The organism is Massilia genomosp. 1 (genome assembly GCF_011682185.1).
Lineage (GTDB): Bacteria > Pseudomonadota > Gammaproteobacteria > Burkholderiales > Burkholderiaceae_D > Telluria_A > Telluria_A rubra.
Map to the genome: position 1 here is coordinate 59,698 of NZ_WHJF01000026.1, position 16,707 is coordinate 76,404.

The 16,707-nt window shown below is 63.4% G+C and carries 20 protein-coding genes and 1 tRNA gene; 8 read left to right on the top strand and 13 right to left on the bottom strand.

The features are described from left to right. Window positions 1-3: 3 nt before the first annotated feature. The 8 genes from F1735_RS12340 to F1735_RS12375 form a co-directional block, all read right to left on the bottom strand. Window positions 4-1,080, bottom strand: coding sequence for a class I SAM-dependent methyltransferase (locus F1735_RS12340; RefSeq protein ID WP_167237206.1), 1,077 nt, complete (start codon window positions 1,078-1,080; stop codon window positions 4-6). 13 nt (window positions 1,081-1,093) lie between these two features. Then, window positions 1,094-2,854 (bottom strand): AMP-binding protein, encoded by a 1,761-nt coding sequence (locus tag F1735_RS12345; protein ID WP_167237207.1) that lies wholly within the window; start codon window positions 2,852-2,854, stop codon window positions 1,094-1,096. Beyond that, the gene (locus F1735_RS12350; protein ID WP_373888509.1) at window positions 2,847-3,407 is read right to left on the bottom strand and encodes a hypothetical protein; all 561 of its coding nucleotides are present in this window, start codon (window positions 3,405-3,407) and stop codon (window positions 2,847-2,849) included. Before F1735_RS12350 ends, F1735_RS12345 begins: the two co-directional genes overlap by 8 nt. Before the next feature lie 2 nt (window positions 3,408-3,409). Then, window positions 3,410-3,682 (bottom strand): acyl carrier protein, encoded by a 273-nt coding sequence (locus F1735_RS12355; protein WP_229477196.1) that lies wholly within the window; start codon window positions 3,680-3,682, stop codon window positions 3,410-3,412. A gap of 10 nt (window positions 3,683-3,692) precedes the next feature. Next, a complete protein-coding gene (locus F1735_RS12360; protein WP_166890863.1) occupies window positions 3,693-3,947 on the bottom strand; it encodes a phosphopantetheine-binding protein in 255 nt (84 codons plus the stop codon). Continuing rightward, a complete protein-coding gene (locus F1735_RS12365) occupies window positions 3,940-4,713 on the bottom strand; it encodes a lysophospholipid acyltransferase family protein (protein WP_167237208.1) in 774 nt (257 codons plus the stop codon). Before F1735_RS12365 ends, F1735_RS12360 begins: the two co-directional genes overlap by 8 nt. After that, window positions 4,706-5,440 carry a beta-ketoacyl synthase chain length factor gene (locus tag F1735_RS12370; protein ID WP_167237209.1) on the bottom strand — a complete coding sequence of 245 codons (735 nt, stop codon included), beginning with the start codon at window positions 5,438-5,440 and terminating at the stop codon, window positions 4,706-4,708. The genes F1735_RS12365 and F1735_RS12370 overlap by 8 nt, the downstream gene beginning before the upstream one ends. 539 nt (window positions 5,441-5,979) lie before the next feature. Further along, a complete protein-coding gene (locus tag F1735_RS12375) occupies window positions 5,980-6,756 on the bottom strand; it encodes an SDR family oxidoreductase (RefSeq protein WP_166879616.1) in 777 nt (258 codons plus the stop codon). Between the two features lie 162 nt (window positions 6,757-6,918). Between F1735_RS12375 and F1735_RS12380 the strand changes: the two genes are divergently transcribed. Next, window positions 6,919-8,595, top strand: a complete 1,677-nt coding sequence (locus F1735_RS12380; protein WP_187364226.1) for an electron transfer flavoprotein-ubiquinone oxidoreductase — start codon at window positions 6,919-6,921, stop codon at window positions 8,593-8,595. A gap of 45 nt (window positions 8,596-8,640) precedes the next feature. On the opposite strand, the gene F1735_RS12385 is transcribed toward F1735_RS12380, so the two are convergent. From F1735_RS12385 to F1735_RS12400, 4 genes are all read right to left on the bottom strand, one after another. Further along, the gene (locus F1735_RS12385) at window positions 8,641-10,926 is read right to left on the bottom strand and encodes a putative bifunctional diguanylate cyclase/phosphodiesterase (protein WP_229505731.1); all 2,286 of its coding nucleotides are present in this window, start codon (window positions 10,924-10,926) and stop codon (window positions 8,641-8,643) included. Between the two features lie 166 nt (window positions 10,927-11,092). Then, the gene (locus tag F1735_RS12390) at window positions 11,093-11,758 is read right to left on the bottom strand and encodes an amino acid ABC transporter permease (protein ID WP_167237210.1); all 666 of its coding nucleotides are present in this window, start codon (window positions 11,756-11,758) and stop codon (window positions 11,093-11,095) included. A gap of 15 nt (window positions 11,759-11,773) precedes the next feature. Next, window positions 11,774-12,583 carry a transporter substrate-binding domain-containing protein gene (locus tag F1735_RS12395; protein WP_167237211.1) on the bottom strand — a complete coding sequence of 270 codons (810 nt, stop codon included), beginning with the start codon at window positions 12,581-12,583 and terminating at the stop codon, window positions 11,774-11,776. Between the two features lie 32 nt (window positions 12,584-12,615). Next, window positions 12,616-13,038: a hypothetical protein gene (locus F1735_RS12400; protein WP_166890846.1), complete on the bottom strand. Its 423-nt coding sequence runs from the start codon at window positions 13,036-13,038 to the stop codon at window positions 12,616-12,618. A gap of 120 nt (window positions 13,039-13,158) precedes the next feature. On the opposite strand from F1735_RS12400, the gene F1735_RS12405 reads away from it, so the two are divergent. The 6 genes from F1735_RS12405 to F1735_RS12430 all read left to right on the top strand — a co-directional run bounded on the left by F1735_RS12405 (window position 13,159) and on the right by F1735_RS12430 (window position 15,403). Beyond that, window positions 13,159-13,368, top strand: a complete 210-nt coding sequence (locus tag F1735_RS12405) for a DUF3460 family protein (protein ID WP_167237212.1) — start codon at window positions 13,159-13,161, stop codon at window positions 13,366-13,368. 63 nt (window positions 13,369-13,431) lie between these two features. Then, a tRNA-OTHER gene (locus tag F1735_RS12410) sits at window positions 13,432-13,519 on the top strand. 83 nt (window positions 13,520-13,602) lie between these two features. Next, entirely contained in the window at window positions 13,603-13,980 is a 378-nt protein-coding gene (locus tag F1735_RS12415) for a hypothetical protein (RefSeq protein WP_167237213.1), read from the top strand. Window positions 13,981-14,235: 255 nt separating this feature from the next. Beyond that, on the top strand, window positions 14,236-14,664 hold the full coding sequence (locus F1735_RS12420) for a hypothetical protein (RefSeq protein ID WP_167237214.1): 429 nt from the start codon (window positions 14,236-14,238) through the stop codon (window positions 14,662-14,664). 71 nt (window positions 14,665-14,735) lie between these two features. After that, a complete protein-coding gene (locus F1735_RS12425; protein WP_167237215.1) occupies window positions 14,736-15,038 on the top strand; it encodes a hypothetical protein in 303 nt (100 codons plus the stop codon). 98 nt (window positions 15,039-15,136) lie between these two features. Then, window positions 15,137-15,403 (top strand): hypothetical protein, encoded by a 267-nt coding sequence (locus F1735_RS12430; RefSeq protein WP_167237216.1) that lies wholly within the window; start codon window positions 15,137-15,139, stop codon window positions 15,401-15,403. 251 nt (window positions 15,404-15,654) lie between these two features. Here F1735_RS12430 and F1735_RS12435 read toward each other — a convergent pair whose 3' ends face one another. Beyond that, complete coding sequence (locus F1735_RS12435) at window positions 15,655-15,864, bottom strand: I78 family peptidase inhibitor (RefSeq protein WP_167237217.1); 210 nt, start codon at window positions 15,862-15,864, stop codon at window positions 15,655-15,657. Window positions 15,865-16,208: 344 nt separating this feature from the next. Here F1735_RS12435 and F1735_RS12440 point away from each other — a divergent pair, with 344 nt between their 5' ends. Further along, window positions 16,209-16,523 (top strand): carboxypeptidase-like regulatory domain-containing protein, encoded by a 315-nt coding sequence (locus tag F1735_RS12440; RefSeq protein ID WP_167237218.1) that lies wholly within the window; start codon window positions 16,209-16,211, stop codon window positions 16,521-16,523. Window positions 16,524-16,707 lie beyond the last annotated feature (184 nt).

Below are 16,707 nucleotides of genomic sequence, written 5' to 3' on the forward strand. Positions count from 1 at the left end.
GACTTACTCCGCGCGGCCGAAACGCAGCAGCGAGTGGCAGTAGCCGATGCCGTCGCGCGCGGTGAGCAGTTTGAGGCCGGCCGCTTCGGCCAGGCGCACGTAGTCGCCGCTCTCGTAGATCTTGCTGTTCCCGCTGGCCATGGCCGTGAAGTACGGCGAGGTGTTGATCAGGCAGTAGGAGGCGATGTCGTAGCGCTGGCGGTCCCAGAAGGTGTCCATCACCAGCAACTGGCCCTGCGGCGCCAGCGCGGCGCTAGCGCGTTCGAGGATGGTGGCAATCGCCGGCTCCGAGAAGCAGCTCAAGAATTGACTCATCCAGATCAGGTCCATCCCGGACGGCAGCGCCAGGGCCGGGTCGAGCAGGTCGGTGGGATGCAGGTGCGCGCGTTCGCGCACGCCGGCCGTCTCCAGCGCGGTGGCGGCGACCGACAACTGGCGCGGCAGGTCGACCAGGTGCAGTTCGACGTCGGCGTTGTAGTCCAGTGCGACGCAGCTGAATTTGCCGGTGTTGGCGCCCACGTCCATCACCTTGCGCGGCGCGGTGGCGAAGACGTCGGGCATGATCGACGGGAACGAGGTGTCCGAATAATAGTGGTCGAACGCGAACCAGCTGGTCTTGGCCGGCTCCGACAATTCCGACAGGCCCTGGTACAGCGTGGGCCATTCGCCCAGCGCTTTGAGGCCGATCGGCTTTTCGGCGTCGAGCGATTCGTCCAGCTTGAACAGGCCTTGGTAGCAAACGTCGTGATTGAAATCGATATTGATCTGGGTGATGCTGTCGGTGAGGACGCAAAAACCGGCCTTGTCAAGCGCATAGCGCCCGCCATGCACGAACACCACCCCGGCCGACAGGCAGGTTTCCAGCACCACCTTGAGCGCGTACTCGGTCCAGCGGCCGCTGGCCGCCATCTCGACCACGGTCAGCCCCGTTTCGCCGGCGTCGGCCAGCGTTTGCAGCATGCCGCGCTTCCAGGCGTAGCGCACGCACTGGAAGACCACCGGGCCGAAGGCGATTTTTTGCGCTTCGAAACGGGCTTCGAAGGCAGTCTGGCGTTCAGGGGAGAATTTTTTATCTAACATGCGACGCTTCAGGTTAAGGGCCAAACAGGATGCGACCGCCGGCATGCTGCCCGGCGTCGGAGAAATAGCGGAAATGCAGGGTGCAGCTTGCGCTGTCGTACTTGAGCTCCAGCCGGAACGGCACATCGGGCCGCACCACTTGCTGGAACTTGAGCGCGTGGATGCCGCGGAACCCCGGCGCCACGGCGAAGTGCTCGCGCCCGTACCGGATGGCCCAGTCGACCTGCACCACGCCGGGCAGCACCGGCGCCTGCGTGAAGTGGCCGTCGAAGTAGAACAGGGTCGACGGCACCACCAGTTCGAGCAGCACCCGGGCGACGCCGTCCGGTTCGCCGTTCGGCTCGCCGTTCGGCGTCGCATCGCGCTCGATCAGGCGCACCTGCGGCACGCGCGGGCGGACGTCGCCCACGCCGAGCAAGGCAAGCAGCTGCGCCTGGGTGGTCTTGCCCTGGGCGTTGAATGGCAGTTGATCGAGATAGCGCCAACGGCGCGGCAGCGCCACCGCCTCCACCACGCCGCCCAGGTGGGCGCGCAGCAGCGCGTTGAGCGTCTGCTTGCCCTCGGCGCCCAGCAGCGCGCGCCCGCTGGCAGAAGGAATCACGAAGGCGGCCAGCACCTGGCGCTCGCCGGCGCGTTCGGGGCAGACGATCACGCGCGCTTCGCTGGCAAAGCCGGACGCCAGCAAGGCCGCTTCGATGGCATCGAGCGAGATGCGTTTTTCTTCGATCTTGACCAGGCGGTCGCCCCGCCCGAGCAGCAGGAAGCGTGCGTCGGGAGCGGCGCTGACGCGGTCTTCGAGTTCCAGCCAGCCGTCGTCGCCCAGGTGGTGCGAGCGCACTTCGAGGCGCCCGCTGTCGGGGGCGATGCGCCAGGCCACGCCGGGCAGCGCTTCCCAGGCGCCGGGCGAGCCGGGATGGTGGCGGCGCCAGGCCACGCCGCCGGTTTCGGAGCTGCCGTAAATTTCGGTCGGGACGTGGCCGAGCAGGAGGCCGGCCGCCACCGAAGCGTCGGGCGCGAGCGGGCCGCCCGATGAGAACACCGCGCGCAGGCAGGCCGCGGCGGCGCTCCAGTCCAGGTGCGACGGCAGGCGTTTCAAATGGGCCGGGCTGGCCACCAGCGCGCACGGGCGCTGACCCAGCATCAGCGCCAGTTGTTCCGGGAAGGCCAGGCTGGCCGCGTGGATCGCGCGACCGGCCGCCAGCGGCCACAGCACCTTGAACAGCAGGCCGTAGATATGCTGGTGCGAGACGGTCGCGATGATGTCGGCGTCGCCGATGGCGGGGCCGAACAGGGCCTCCAGCGTGCTTACTTCGCTGATCAACTGCGAGAGTTTTTTGGGAATCGCCTGCGGCTCGCCGGTGCTGCCGGAGGTATGCACCACCAGCGCGGGGAAGCTGGCGTCAGGGCCGCTCCATGGCAGCGCGCAAGCCTCGTCCTGGCGTGGGTGCAGCGGGGTCCAGCGCGCCGGGAACTCGCCCAGGAAGCAGTCGACCGAACGCGCCAGCGCGACGCAGCTGGCGTCGAGCGTGTCGGCGCTGAGCCAGACGGTTTTGCCGGCCTGCCAGGCGCCGAGCAGCGCGGCGGCAAATTCGAGGCTATCGTCGATGTACAGGGCGGCGTTGGCGCCGGGCGTACGCAACGCCAGCGCGCGCCACGCGCCCACGCGCGCGCGCAAGTCGGCCACGCTGACAGGCGTGCTGACCGGGGCGGCCTCGCGCCAGCCGGCGATGGCGGCGCCATCGCGCGCGCCGAGAACGGAAAACAAATCAACCATGATGCAATCGCTTAAAGCGCAGACGTACCAAAAATTCAGCGGCGAACAGCACGCCCATCAGGCCGTACGAAATCACGCCGTTGTACAGCGACCAAACCTCTTGCGAAGCCCACAGCGCGGTACACAGCGCAATGGCGCCGTTCACCACGAAAAACCCGCACCATACCTTGGTGACGGTGCGCGTGTACGCCACCGCCGCCGGCGGCAAGTCCGGCTCGCGCATGCGCGCAAAGCGCTCGACCATCGAAACCGGCGTACACAAGGTGTACCCGAACGCCGCCAGCAGGCCGGCGTTGACCAGCACCGGGTACAGCTTCAGTGGCAGCATGCCGTTGCCCATCACCGTCAGCGCCGCCAGCAGCAGGGCGCCGGCGACCGACCAGCGCGCGGCCACGCTGGCCTTCATGGCCGGCAGGCGCGCGCCGGCGGCCAGCACCAGCAGCAGCGCCAGCCAACGCGGCTCCACCCTCCCCTGTCCATACCAGATGGCCAGCGGATAACAGAGCGTGAGAACGACCGAGGTCGCGGCCAACAGCGCGGCCAACAGGCGCACGCTTATACCGCCTGTTCCTCGACCAGGGCATCGAGCGCGTTGACCACGTCGCCGATGGTGCGGATGGTCTTGAACACTTCCGGCTGCAGGCGCTTGCCGGTCAGCTGCTTGAGCTTGACCGCCAGGTCGACCGCGTCGATGCTGTCGATATCGAGGTCGGCGTACAGGTTCGACTCGGCCGTCAGGGCCGATTTATCGAGCTCGAACATCTCGGCCAGCAGATCGACAACCCACGCTTGCAGCTCGTCGCGGCTCATATTGTTTACGTCTACCATACAACCTCCATTACTTTTTGCGGTGGGTTTCAATCAGCGCCGCCAGCGCGCGCACCGACGCGAAGTGGCTGCGGGTATCTTCCGAATCGGCCGACAGCGAAATGCCGTAACGCTTTTGCAGCGCGACGCCCAGTTCCAGCGCGTCGATCGAGTCCAGGCCCAGGCCTTCGACAAACAGCGGCGCGGCGCTGTCGATATCGTCCACGCCAATGTCCTCCAGTTGCAGGACGTCGATGATCAGTTGTTTCACTTCTGTTTCAAGCATGGCCTTGGTACTCTCCAGTAAAAAATCGTTGCAGGTGATCCGTCAGATGACGCACCGCCATTACTTCGCTCACATCGGCGCCGAGGAAGGCGCCGATCTCGATATCGTCTTTCACTTCAAGCCGGAACTGCACGAAGCGCTCCGGCACGCGCCACCACTTGTCGCCCTTGCCGAGCGTGGGCGGCTGGCAGTCGATGACCACCGGCGTCACGGCGCGCGCGCCGCGCACGGCGATGTTGGCGGCGCCGCGTTTGAGGCTGATGGCGCCGCCGGCCGGGGTGCGCGTCCCTTCCGGGAAGATGATCAGGTTGTTCCCGGCGCGCAGGGAGGCGATGCACGCCTCGACCAATTGCTCGCCGCTGTCGTTGCTGATGTAGCCGGCGGCGCGTACCGGGCCGCGGGTGAACGGGTTATTCCACAAGTGGCTCTTGACGATGCAGTCGGCGCGCTTGACGAACGCCATCAGGAACACGGTGTCGATCAGCGATGGATGGTTCGCCAGGATCAGCAGGCCGCCGCGTTCGAGTTTTTCGAGGCCGATGAATTCGTAGCGCAGTACGCCAAGGCCGCGCATCAGGCCCACAAAACTGCGAAACGTCAGGCGCAGGATGGCGCGCGCCGCCATCACCCGTGCCGCGCGCTCCCACACCACCAGCTGCAGCAGCGGAAACACCACGATGCGCAGCAGCAGGCCGCCGATCCCGAATGCCAGAAAACTCAGGCCGGTGGCGAGCACGCGCCAGTACCGGCCGATCCGGTTAACCATTGCGCGTCCAGGTCCATCGCTGCGGGCCGGCGTGGCGCACCAGGCGCGGCGCGCCGCTCAACTGAAAATGCAGCACGTCCAGGCCACCGGGCCGGGTGGACGGCGCCACCTCGCCGGCGCAGCCATCGCAGGCCAGGCTGATGGCGTCCGCGCCGGGTGCGGTCATCAGCCACGCCCACGCGTGCGGCTGTTCGTCGCAATCCTCGAAGTGCGCCAGCGCCGGCGGCAGCGCGCAGTCGTACGCCACCAGCAGGACCATGGGCGCACCGTCGGCCAGCAGGCCGCAGGCTTCGACCACGCCATGTTCAACCGTCGCCGCGCCGGCCGACAGGGCCATGTGATTGGCGCGGTCGGTGCGCGCGATCGAGAACAGGCCCGCGCTGGCGTTATGCACGGCCAGCCCGAAGCCGGTCGGCGACATCGGCTCGCCGCGCGCGAGCTCGCCCAGCAAGTCGACCGCGCGCGACACTTCGCCATGGCGCGAGCAGAATACGGCCGGGATATCGGTGCGTCCATCCAGGCAGCGGTAAGCCACGTCGAGCGCCATCTTGCCCAGAAAACCGGCGCGCCGGCGCAACATGGGGGGCATCGCCGCCACGACCGGGTCGGCGCCCTCGCCGATCCGGGTCGGCGCCTGCGCCCATGCGGACCAGGCCTCGGCCGTTGCCAGCCCGGGCGCCCACGCCGAATGCGCAGCAATGGAAAACTTCAGCCCGTCTACTCGCATTGGGTACTAATTTCTCGAAGGTACATACAGCCTAAATTATAAACTGCCGGTAATACTGGCTCCTAGGGGAATACTTCCATTCGAGAAACTAAAGTAGCACCAAGCAACAGAAGTGCGAATTGTCCCACTGTTAGCGGATTTTATGCAAATAAATAGCTGATAAACAACAGGGACGGAGGCTGGAGGGGGCCGGGGAGCAACAAAGACGATTCTCGGCCTGTGCGCAGGTGGACAACACTAGCAGGATGGCCGGTGTTGCGAAAATGGCGGAATGGCGCAAACCTTGTGCGCAAACCCTGGTGTCAGGTCTGACATTCGGACACGACCTCGACAGCACGACGATGTCTGACACCAGTCGGGGGGCGTTCAACTGCACAGGTCGTGTCCGAATGTCAGACCTGACACCGTCTTTGACACCGTCTTACTGCACAGGTCGTGTCCGAATGTCAGACCTGACACCGTCTTTGGCACCGCCTGGGGGACGTGCATCGCCTGTTGAACGCATCGTTCGCCGCGCCGACGAACGGGGAACGATGAGCTTATTGCGCGGTCATACCATCATCGGCAGTGATGATGGCGCCGTTGATGAAGTGGCTTTCTTCGGCGGCGAGCAGCAGCAGCAGGCCGTCGAGGTCTTCCGGCTTGCCGGGGCGCTTGCGCGGCAGCATGTCGATCAGCTTCTGGCCTTGCTCGGTGGCGAAGTATTCTTCGTTGATTTCGGTCGAGATGTAGCCGGGACAGATGGCGTTGGTGTTAATCCCATATTTGCCCCACTCTACCGCCATCGCCTTGGTCATCTGCACCACCCCGGCCTTGCTCATGCAGTACACGCCGATCTGCGGCAGCACGCGCAGGCCGGCCACGGAGGCAATATTGATAATGCGGTGCTGCTTTTTAGGGTCGCCCTTGGCGCGCTGGATCATGCGCTTGGCGGCTTGTTGCGCGACAAAAAACGCGCCGCGCAGATTGGTGTCCATGACGTAGGAGTAGTCTTCCGGCGTCACGTCCACCAGGCGCTGGGTGGTCGAGACACCCGAGTTGTTGACCAGGATGTCGATCGGGCCGGCTTCGGTCTCGGCGTGCGCAATGGCCGACTTGATGCTGGCCAGGTCGGTCACGTCGAGCGTGACCACATGCGCGGCGCCGCCGTCGGCTTCGATCTCGGCGCGCAACTCCTTGAGGCGGTCGGTGCGGCGTGAAGCGAGCACAACCTGAGCTCCGGCTCCGGCCAGGGCCTTGGCGAAACGTGCGCCCAGGCCGCTCGATGCGCCGGTAATGAGTGCGATTTTTCCTTCGAAATTTACTTCAATACCCACGATCGGCTCCTGTGCGGTGGTCTTGCGAAAGCATAATGATGTCACAAATTGCCAGTATTAGATGGCAGCGTCTAATATTGTCCGTAAAATGGCGCCAAAGTTGCAATCCTCGACAAAAAGCCGCACACTCGTGCTTAAATTTTTCTATCCCATGAAGAGACCATGACAGAGCCTATCAACATCCTCGAACAATACGGTCCGCGCGAAGCAATGGAGTACGACGTTGTCGTCGTCGGCGGGGGGCCTGCCGGCCTGGCCGCCGCCATCCGCCTGAAACAGATGGCGGCCGACAAGGGCCAGGAAGTGTCCGTTTGCGTGCTGGAAAAAGGCGGCGAAATTGGCGCCCATATCCTGTCCGGCGCCGTGATGGATCCGCGCGCACTGACTGAACTTATTCCAAACTGGAAAGAACTCGGCGCGCCGCTGAATACCGCCGTCACCGAAGACCGCATCCTGTTCCTGACCGAAAGCAAGGCGTACCAGACGCCAGGTTTCGTGGTGCCGGCCTGCTTCGAAAATCATGGCAATTATGTGGTTTCGCTGGGCAATGTGGTGCGCTGGATGGGCCAACAGGCCGAAGCGCTGGGCGTGGAGATTTTCCCGGGCTTCCCCGCCGCCGAAATCCTGTACAACGAGAACGGCTCGGTCAAGGGCGTGGCGACCGGCAATATGGGCGTCGACCGCCACGGCAAGCCGACCGCGGCCTTTCAGCTCGGCATGGAACTCCATGCCAAGTACACCTTGTTCGCCGAAGGTTCGCGCGGCCACCTCGGCAAGCAGCTGATGGTCAAGTACGACCTGAACAAGGGCAAGGACCCGCAGTCGTACAGCATCGGCATCAAGGAACTGTGGGAAATCGATCCGGCCAAGCACAAGCCGGGCCTGGTGATCCACACCACCGGCTGGCCGCTCAAGTCGGATACCTATGGCGGTTCCTTCCTGTATCACATGGAAAACAACCAGGTCATGGTCGGCTATGTGATCGGGCTGTCGTACGAGAATCCCTATCTGTCGCCGTATGAAGAATTCCAGCGCTATAAAACGCACCCGGAAATCCGCACCTTCTTCGAAGGCGGCAAGCGCATTTCCTACGGCGCGCGCGCGATCACGGCCGGCGGCCTGCAAGCCTTGCCGAAGCTGGTGTTCCCGGGCGGCGCGCTGATCGGTTGCGAGGCGGGCTTCTTGAACATGAGCCGCATCAAGGGCAGCCACGCGGCGATCAAGACCGGCATGCTGGCGGCCGAGTCGGCCTTCGCGGCGCTGGGCGAGCAGCGCCAGCACGATGAATTGTCGACCTTCCCGACCGCGTTCGAACAGTCCTGGCTGCACGAGGAACTGCACGTGGCGCGCAATGTGAAGCCGTGGCTGGCGAAAGGCCTGTACCTGGGCTCGATCATGACCGCCATCGACCAGCTGATCTTGCGCGGCAAGGCGCCGTGGACCTTGCACCGCGATTATGGCGACCATGAGTGCCTGAAACCGGCTGCCAACTATGCGCCGATCGCGTATCCCAAGCCGGATGGCAAGCTGACCTTCGACCGTTTGTCGTCGGTGTTCATTTCGAACACCAACCACGCGGAAGACCAGCCGATTCACCTGACGCTCAAGAACGACAGCATTCCGGTGTCGGTCAATCTGGCGCAGTATGCCGGTCCGGAGTCGCGTTATTGCCCGGCGGGCGTGTATGAGTATGTGAAGACCGACGAGGGCAAGGACCGCCTGCAGATTAATGCGCAGAACTGCGTGCATTGCAAGACCTGCGATATCAAGGATCCGACGCAAAATATCGTGTGGGTCACGCCGGAAGGTGGCGGCGGGCCGAATTATCCGGGAATGTAAGCCTGGCAGCGTCGGTTTCGCCATGGCGAAGCTGGCGCTGCCCGGTCAATGCGGCAAGCGCGGCGCCCCCGCAGCGGCCATTGCTTCGAACTCCTGCGCCGGCATCGGGCGGGCAAACACATAGCCCTGCGCGTAATCGCAGCCGGCGTCGACCAGCAGCGCACGCTGCACCTTGGTCTCCACCCCTTCCGCCACCACCTTGAGCCCCAGCTTGTGCGCCATGACGATGATCGCTTCGCACAGCGCCAGGTCGCCCACGTCGTTCTCGAGCGTGGCCACGAAGGACTGGTCGATCTTCACATAATCGATATCGAAGCGCTTCAGGTGCGACAGCGAGGAATACCCGGTGCCGAAATCGTCCAGCGCGACCTGCAAGCCCATCGCGCGAAACTGGCGCAGGCGCTCGATGACCTGGGTCGCGCCTTCGAACAGCACCCCTTCGGTAATCTCGATGACGATGCTGTGCGCAGGCAAACCGAGCTCGTTCAGATAGTCGAGCCAGCTCAGATACAGGTCGGCGTCGCGCCGGAATTGCACCGGCGACTTGTTGACGCTGATCTGGAACGACGGGTCGATACTGCGCTGCCAGCGCTGCACCTGCTGCGCCACTTCGCGAAACACCCAGTCGCCGATCTCGACAATAAGCCCGTTCGATTCGGCAAACGGGATGAACTCCGCCGGGCCCAGCAAGCCGCGCGTGGGATGGCGCCAGCGCAACAGCGCTTCGGCCTTGTGCACCGTCCCCGTCTGGAGCGACACAATCGGCTGGTACACGATCTCGAACTGGCGCAGCGCAATGGCCGCGCGCAAGTCGTCGGCAATGCTCTGGCGCGCCTGCGCCGCCTGTTGCAGATCGGGCGTGACATAGCTGAACTGGTGGCCGCCGGCCTGCTTGGCGAGCTCCATCGCGCGTTCGGCGCGCTCGAGCAAGTGCCCGACGTCGCGCCCGTCCGGCGGATACAGGGCGATCCCGATGCTGGCCGGCAGGAACGCTTTCTCGCCGCCCAGCTCGAACGGCATGGCCAGCGCCGCAACCACGGCGTGGGCAATGCGCTCGACGCTGCCGACATGGTCGAGCCCCGACAACACCACCGCAAACTGGTCGCCTTGCATGCGCGCCAGGGTATCGCTCGAACGCACGCAATTGGCGATGCGCCGGCTCGCTTCGATCAGCACCAGGTCGCCGAGCGCATGGCCGAGGCGCTCGTCGACCTGCTTGAAGTGGTCGAGGTCGATGAACAGCAGCGCCAGGAAGGCGGCGCCGCGATCGGCCTTGCGCGTTTCGTGGCCCAGCCGGTCCATGAACATGTGGCGGTTGGGCAGTCCGGTCAGGGTGTCGTAGTTGGCTTGATGCCAGATCAGCTCGGTCGACTGCTTGCGCTCGGTGATATCGGTGACCAGCGCCAGCACGCCGAGACAGGCGCCGTCGGCGTCGAGGATGGGGCTGGTCGACATGGTGGTCCAGACCACCCTGCCATCCTTGCCGATGAAGCGGTATTCGTAGGGCGCCGGCACGCCCTGGGCGCGCTCGGCGATGCACTGCTCGAGCATGGCCAGGCCCTCGTCATCCATAAACGAGAGCAAGGGGCGCGCCAGCATTTCTTCGATGCTGTAGCCGAGGATCTGCGCCATGCGCGGGTTGACGAAGGTGGTGCTGGCGGTGGCGTCGATTTCCCAGATGCCTTCGCCAGCGCTGTGGACGATGCGCCGGAAGCGTTCCTCGCTGCGTTCGAGCGCGGCCTGCTTGCCTTCGGCGCGCTCGACCACGAGGCGGCAAGCCTGGCCGCTGCCGTCGGCGCTGCCGTGCAAGGTGACGTCGAGCGCGCCGTCGTCCGGCGTTCGCAGACGCATGCGGCAGGTCTCCCCCTTGCCGCTGTTGAGGGAACGGGCAAAAAATCCGTCGAAGTCGGGCAGGAAGGCGGGTACCACGGACGAGCGGAAATGGTGCAGGCCGGGGCTGGCGCGCGCCACCCCGAGCATGCTGGCGCCGACCAGGTTAACCTGCAGCACGGTCGTGTCGAAGGCGAGCAGGAAATAGCCTACCGGGGCCAGCAGGTACAGGTCGCCCGACCGGGCCAGGTCTTGCTCGTGGCGCAGGCGCTCGATGCTCACGCCACTGCTGTCAAGGGCGGGGGCAAGTGCTTGAGCATGCGGGGCGACGGCCACGGCGGCCGGTTGTCCGGGATGCCAGGCGAAGGCGCCACCCGGCAGGGCGCGGTCTGGCGCGGCCTGCCCTGGCGCGGCCTGCCCTGGCGTGGCCCGGCCTGGCATGGCCCGGCGCTGACTCGCCTGCGCGGAATCCTGTGCTGCCGGATCGTGATCGTTGTCCATCTCACCTCGCACCCATTGCACACGCCAGCGGACTTGCCACGCACCGGCACGCAAGCAGCGCAGGACGGAAGGTGGAAGCACTGTCTCCTAGACTAGCATGGGCGCGGGCGCGATGTCGAGCGCAACCCACGATCGCGCCGCAGATTCGCGCGGCGCGATGCCATCGTCAGCGATGCGCGCGGTTCAGGCGCCGTTCCAGGTAGCGCTGCAGCGCTTCGAACAGCAGGCTCAGGCACCAGTAGATCACGGCCGCGGTCATATACAGCGGCAAGGGATTGGCGCTGCCGGCCACCGCTTCCTTGGTCGCAAGCATGAGCTCGCTAATGGTGACGACCGATACCAGCGAGGTATCCTTGATCAGGCTGATCAGCGTGTTGCTCATCGACGGTACCGCCACCCGCAAGGCTTGCGGCAGCACCACGTGATACAGGGTGAACCAGTAACCGAGGCCCAGGCTGAAGCTGGCGCGCCACTGGCCCTCGCTCACGCCGAGCACGGCGCCGCGAATGCTCTCCGACAGGAATGCACCGGCGTTGAGCGAGAGCGCCAGCACGCCCGCCACCACGGGCGGGAAGTCGATGCCGATGCTGGGCAGCCAGTAGTAGATCACGTACAACTGCACCAGCAGCGGCGTGCCGCGCATGGCGCTGACGTACAGTTCGGCGGGGGCGCGCACCAGCTTCCAGCGCGACAGGCGCATCAGGGCGGTGGGAAAGCCGAGCAGCAAGCCGCCGACCATCGAGGCCAGCGCGAAGAGTACCGTGTAGCCGGTGCCCTTGAGCATCGACGGCGCGGCATCGCGCAACAGTTCGGCCAGTGCGGCCCAGTCCATCGGCAGCGCCCCGGATCAGGGCTGCGCGGCCGGGCGGCTGACGTCGCTGCCAAACCACTTGACCGAGATTTTTTTGAGGCTGCCGTCGGCCTGGGCCTCGGCCAGCGCCTTGTTCAAGGCGGCCTTGAGCTGGGGATTGCCTTTGCGGATGGGAATGCCCATGCGCTCGACATTGCCGACACGCGCGCCGGCCTGGATCGGCAGCTTGGAATGATTGAGCAGGTAAGCGACCATCAGGCTGTCGTTGAGGGCGGCGTCGATGCGGCCGAACGCCAGGTCCTGCAAGGTTTCCGGCGCGGCCGGGTAACTTTTCACGTCGATACCGGGCACGGCCTTGGCTTGCTGCTCGTAGACGCTGCCCTGCCCCACGCCCAGTTTCTTGCCCTTGAGATCGGCGAGGCTGGCGTAGGTAGCCTTTTCATTCTTGCGCACGATCAGTTGTGGATTGGAATAGGTGTACGGTTCGGAAAAATCGAAAGTTTGCTCGCGCTTGGGATTGATGCCCACCTGGCTGATCGCCACATCGAACTTGCCGGCGGCCAAGCCAGCCAGGATGGCGCTCCACTCGGTGGTGACGAACTCGGGCTTGAGGCCCAGGCGCGCCGCCAGCAAGGTGGCGACGTCGACATCGTAGCCGGCCAGCTGGTTGGCCTTCAAGTCCTTGAAATTGAAGGGCGGATAAGTACCTTCCATGGCAATTTTCAGGGTGCCGCGGGCTTTGACGGTGGTGAGCAGGTCGGCCGCGCCGGCCGGCATGGCCAGCGCGGCGCCGATCAGTCCGAGGGTCAGGGTCAGGGTCAGGCGGCGACGGGAAAGGATGGGCATGGAGGCGGCAATGTTATGGAAAGAAAATCAGTTTAGCGCGAATAGCTCGCCTTACGGTGGCGTCCGCCAAAATTGTGTCCGACCACCAGGGTGGTGCTGGCGACCAGGGTCGACAGCCCGATGATGAGCTGGACCAATTTATCGTCCGGCAGTATCCATAGCTGGCCCTGCGGCGCCTCGACGCCGGTGGCGGCCATGATCAGCGGCGCGATCCATGCGGCATCGTCGTCGACATCGAGGATGACGGCGTCGGCGCTGGTCTGCATATAGATGTTGCCGCCCACGGCCAGGGTAAAGCAGACGCCGTAGCCGGTTTCGTGCGGGGCGATGTGTTCGGTCAGGCTCTGGTTGTGCTCGTCGATCCACAGTTCGACGTCCTGCGGCGTTTCCAGGGCGGTCCAGGGACGGGGGCGAAAGCGCGGCGCCGGCGCTGGCGCGGGTGTTTCTGAGTTCATTGCGTCCTGAGAGTTAAGCGATAACGGCGCGTATCGTACGGCATTTTCGGCCGCGCGTACATGGGCGTGGAACCAAGGTGCGCGTGGGTGGTCATAGTAGCGTTAACGGGAGGGCTGATGATGAAGCACGCCGAGAAATACCGTCCTGCGAGCAGGCAGAAGGTGTCCGAATTCGAGCAATTCATGCATGACTATCTGGCGCGCCATCCGGAAGTGGAGCAAGACCGCCAGCGCGGCTGGCATAGATGGTGGGATCACCGCGTCGGCCTTGATGAGCTCGACAAGCAGCGCGAGAATGCCTTGCCGGTCAGGCCGTATGTGTACGATTGAACCACTTAATTTCTCAATGTAAATTTCTATTGCGAATTAGAATTTTTGGGCTATGATGAAGGTGCGCGGTTCGCTTATTTGGTAAAGCCCAGTCAGGAGCGTCACAGACCGAATGACTGATAACCAGGTTCGATTCCTGGACCACGCACCAGATTCGACACTGCTCACACAGTCAGGCGCGGCATCCTTGCGCCCCGGTTTGACAAGCGCGCCGACGCGATTGAAGATCGCAAGATGACCAGCCCAAGCCGAGAAGAAGTCGATGCAAAGCTGAAAACCATCGAGACGAAAGTCGATGGCCGGTTGGCGGCGATCGCGCTTACCCTTGAGAGCGGCATCTCATCGCTAAAAACCGCTATGGATGCCCAATTTGCCAGGTTTGAGGCGACCCTACACAAATCGCAAGCCGACACCGTCAAGCGGGTTGTCGGCATTGTCCTGATACTCGGGACCATCGGTCTCGCCATCCTGACATTTCTTTTCAATAAAGTCGTGGCGAAGGCGCCAACCGTCGCTCCGCCTATCGTGATCACGCTCCCATCACCTCCCAACGCAATACCCGACAATTCGTCTTCCAGTTGGACTTCACCCACACGGAAAGAAAGCCGCTGACACCAGTGGCCTGAACTGAACCGCCCCACTCCCATCTTCCACCCAGCCGGCTGTCTGGCTTGCGCGACATCACCTCGGCTTAGGGCTTTGCCCTGAGTCGCCCCCCCCCTTGTTTTCCCAGTTTACTACTGTACCTCCATACAGTATATTAACTCCCGGCTACATCACCTTCCAGCTCCCATGCATATGGCCTGGCCGCCGGGGTGCGTCCATTTTTGCTTGTTTGTCGAGCTCATTCATTTTGACAGGGATGCTATGAAGAAGAAACTTGCGGTTGGCGTGATGCTGGTGTTCATGACGGCCGGCGCAGCACGGGATGCGGCAGCCGACGTGACCGTCGTCGTCGCGCCGAATGCAAAAGTGGATGCACCGATGTGGCGCCCGAATATGAGGTCCGGTAGTCATCCATCGCTATGCGCAACGCCGGATCTGATCCGGAACGTTGCCGCTGGCGATCCACTGGCCAACCTGCGCGACGCGCATAAAGATCCGCGCCGCTGCAAATTATCGATTTGCATACCCGCCTCGATCAACCTGGATGTCGTCTGCGAGTTGACCACCGCGCGCGACAGCGAGGGCCGGTACAACTGCAGGATGGTGATCAACGATTTTCTGCGACATTGCACGGAAAGCTGCCACACCGGCGACTGGAGCTGGCTGGACAGCTATCGCGGGCCATACTGATCACGCTCCAGCGGGCGAACTACCCGGTCCCCGGCACGGTCCAAGCCATATTCCTGACTTGGAGATGGCGTATGGAACAGCTGAAAGAAACCTACATCAGGGCATGCCAGTTAGTCTTGCAAGGCAACTACCCCGATGCGCTGGAGGCATTCGTCTGGCTGCACGACAATCCCGTGCCGGACGAACCCATCTCGGAAGTATTCAGGCGGGCGTGCGGTTTCCAGGCATGGGGCTTGTTAGGCACGGTGTATGCGCCGGCCAGGGAAAGGATGCAAGAGATCCTTTCTGCCAAGCTCGCTTCCATGAAAAACGGCACGCCGGACAAAGCACTCGCATCCGACGTCGTCGTGATGAAAAGTATTCTCGCCAAGTAGTGGGCAAAAACCAGGCGCCGCTCGCGGCCGGGTAAAATGGACGGCCACCGGCAAAGCGCTGAGGAACTGTGTCGAACCCTGTTGAAGAGCCGCAAAAGATGAGTGATTCCTCTACCAGCCTGGCCAGACTTGCCATGCGACTGCGCGCCGTCACCGAACGCCCTCCGCAGCTCTGCAAGCAGTTTCTGGAAGAGCTTCCGGAGGCGCATCGCGTCGCCTACGTCGCATACATGGAATCGAATAGCCACAGCTTCTTTGTCGACCCGGTGGAGCTCGATCCAGCAGTGTACGCCGCGCTGGCGAAACTTCGCCGGGGAAGCGGATCAACTGAGCGAGCAAGGGCAATTCGGCAGCGGCATGGGTAGTGGCGCTCGTCTTTTAGCATGGGTAAAGCGGGAACTATTGGCGCGTCACGGCATCAACTGGAGAACGCCTTGGGAAATGAACCCCGATTGCGCTTTCGACTGAACAACCAATGTGCGCTCGGCAGCGCAGGCCGGGGCGATAAGCCACGGCGCGACGACTTGTCATTCAGAAAATATGTTATTGCCGGCACTGGCTTTGTCAGACAGCCGACAAAGCCAGCTGAACGCGGCCTTGGCGCGAAGTACATGCCTCACACCGTTCGTGTAACGGCCTCTTCCGGCTCGAAGCCGATGTCGGTCACCACGCCGGCTGCATTAAGAAAGAAAGTAACCCGCCCGGCGAGATACTCCAGCGTAATCACTTCACCAGGGCGCACGGTGCGGACAGGGCGTCCGATCAAGTCGCGCAGGGAGACGGGCACGCTCTCCGGAAAGTTCCAGGGCCAATTCTGATGGTTCATGGTTTTCTCCAATCGTTGACATGCGTAACACTGCCGCAGGCAGCACGGCTGTTCAACGATCATAGCGGCGCGAGCGCTGCCGCGCAGCGAGCACGTCAATGCTCCGCACAGTGCTCAGGGCTTGCCCGCAGCAGCGCCTCGGATCGGCAAAATACAAATTTCCCAAGAGAAATTTTGGTAAATCATTAGCCTAAGTACCCTGCAAGTATAAAAACGGGTACGTCAACTTCCTCATCGCGTGCAGACCATGAAAATTTTTACCTTATCGCTTGCCCTGTTAGCGTTGCTGGCGGGGTGCGCCGGGCCGGGCAACATGCCCAAGCCGACTTACCCGGCGTCGTACGATGCCAACCTGGAAAACGATTACGCTCGATCCGGTGACGACCATCAGCCAGAACTGGTGGATGCAAGCCGGGCGCGTATGGAAAAACCGGGCGTCCCTGCCGCCGTCGGAAGGTTTCACCAAAGCGCGCCGCACCGTCACCGCCGATGCGGACGGCCGCTTCAAATTTACCAAATTGCCAGCCGGTTCTTACTATGTGCGTAGCGAACTGACCTGGACTGTGCCATTCCACGGCGTCCAGGGCGGCTTGCTCACCTCGAAGGAAGATGTCACCGCGGGCGAAGTCAAGACGATCATGCTGAACGGGGCGAAGTAGTTTCTTGCCCGGCCGGCCGTAGCGCTACGCTGCGCATGGGTCCGGCCGTGGCTTGCTCTAGGAGTCTGCGCGGCAGAAGGAGTCGAGGCGAAACGGGTGGGAAAAGAACCCAATTCACGCCCACTTTTGAGGTCTGTAGCCGTAGCTACAGACCGAGAAATGGGCGGGAAGTGGGACTTTTCTC

Bases quoted from the DNA above. Each gene is read 5' to 3' on its own strand.
- F1735_RS12420 (WP_167237214.1), top strand. From the start codon at position 14,236: ATGAAGAAGAAACTTGCGGTTGGCGTGATGCTGGTGTTCATGACGGCC.
- F1735_RS12400 (WP_166890846.1), bottom strand. From the start codon at position 13,038: ATGAACTCAGAAACACCCGCGCCAGCGCCGGCGCCGCGCTTTCGCCCC.
- F1735_RS12370 (WP_167237209.1), bottom strand. From the start codon at position 5,440: ATGCGAGTAGACGGGCTGAAGTTTTCCATTGCTGCGCATTCGGCGTGG.
- F1735_RS12345 (WP_167237207.1), bottom strand. From the start codon at position 2,854: ATGGTTGATTTGTTTTCCGTTCTCGGCGCGCGCGATGGCGCCGCCATC.
- F1735_RS12385 (WP_229505731.1), bottom strand. From the start codon at position 10,926: ATGGACAACGATCACGATCCGGCAGCACAGGATTCCGCGCAGGCGAGT.
- F1735_RS12390 (WP_167237210.1), bottom strand. From the start codon at position 11,758: ATGGACTGGGCCGCACTGGCCGAACTGTTGCGCGATGCCGCGCCGTCG.
- F1735_RS12365 (WP_167237208.1), bottom strand. From the start codon at position 4,713: ATGGTTAACCGGATCGGCCGGTACTGGCGCGTGCTCGCCACCGGCCTG.
- F1735_RS12425 (WP_167237215.1), top strand. From the start codon at position 14,736: ATGGAACAGCTGAAAGAAACCTACATCAGGGCATGCCAGTTAGTCTTG.
- F1735_RS12355 (WP_229477196.1), bottom strand. From the start codon at position 3,682: ATGGTAGACGTAAACAATATGAGCCGCGACGAGCTGCAAGCGTGGGTT.
- F1735_RS12340 (WP_167237206.1), bottom strand. From the start codon at position 1,080: ATGTTAGATAAAAAATTCTCCCCTGAACGCCAGACTGCCTTCGAAGCC.
- F1735_RS12430 (WP_167237216.1), top strand. From the start codon at position 15,137: ATGAGTGATTCCTCTACCAGCCTGGCCAGACTTGCCATGCGACTGCGC.
- F1735_RS12360 (WP_166890863.1), bottom strand. From the start codon at position 3,947: ATGCTTGAAACAGAAGTGAAACAACTGATCATCGACGTCCTGCAACTG.
- F1735_RS12440 (WP_167237218.1), top strand. From the start codon at position 16,209: ATGCCAACCTGGAAAACGATTACGCTCGATCCGGTGACGACCATCAGC.
- F1735_RS12415 (WP_167237213.1), top strand. From the start codon at position 13,603: ATGACCAGCCCAAGCCGAGAAGAAGTCGATGCAAAGCTGAAAACCATC.
- F1735_RS12395 (WP_167237211.1), bottom strand. From the start codon at position 12,583: ATGCCCATCCTTTCCCGTCGCCGCCTGACCCTGACCCTGACCCTCGGA.
- F1735_RS12405 (WP_167237212.1), top strand. From the start codon at position 13,159: ATGAAGCACGCCGAGAAATACCGTCCTGCGAGCAGGCAGAAGGTGTCC.
- F1735_RS12380 (WP_187364226.1), top strand. From the start codon at position 6,919: ATGACAGAGCCTATCAACATCCTCGAACAATACGGTCCGCGCGAAGCA.
- F1735_RS12435 (WP_167237217.1), bottom strand. From the start codon at position 15,864: ATGAACCATCAGAATTGGCCCTGGAACTTTCCGGAGAGCGTGCCCGTC.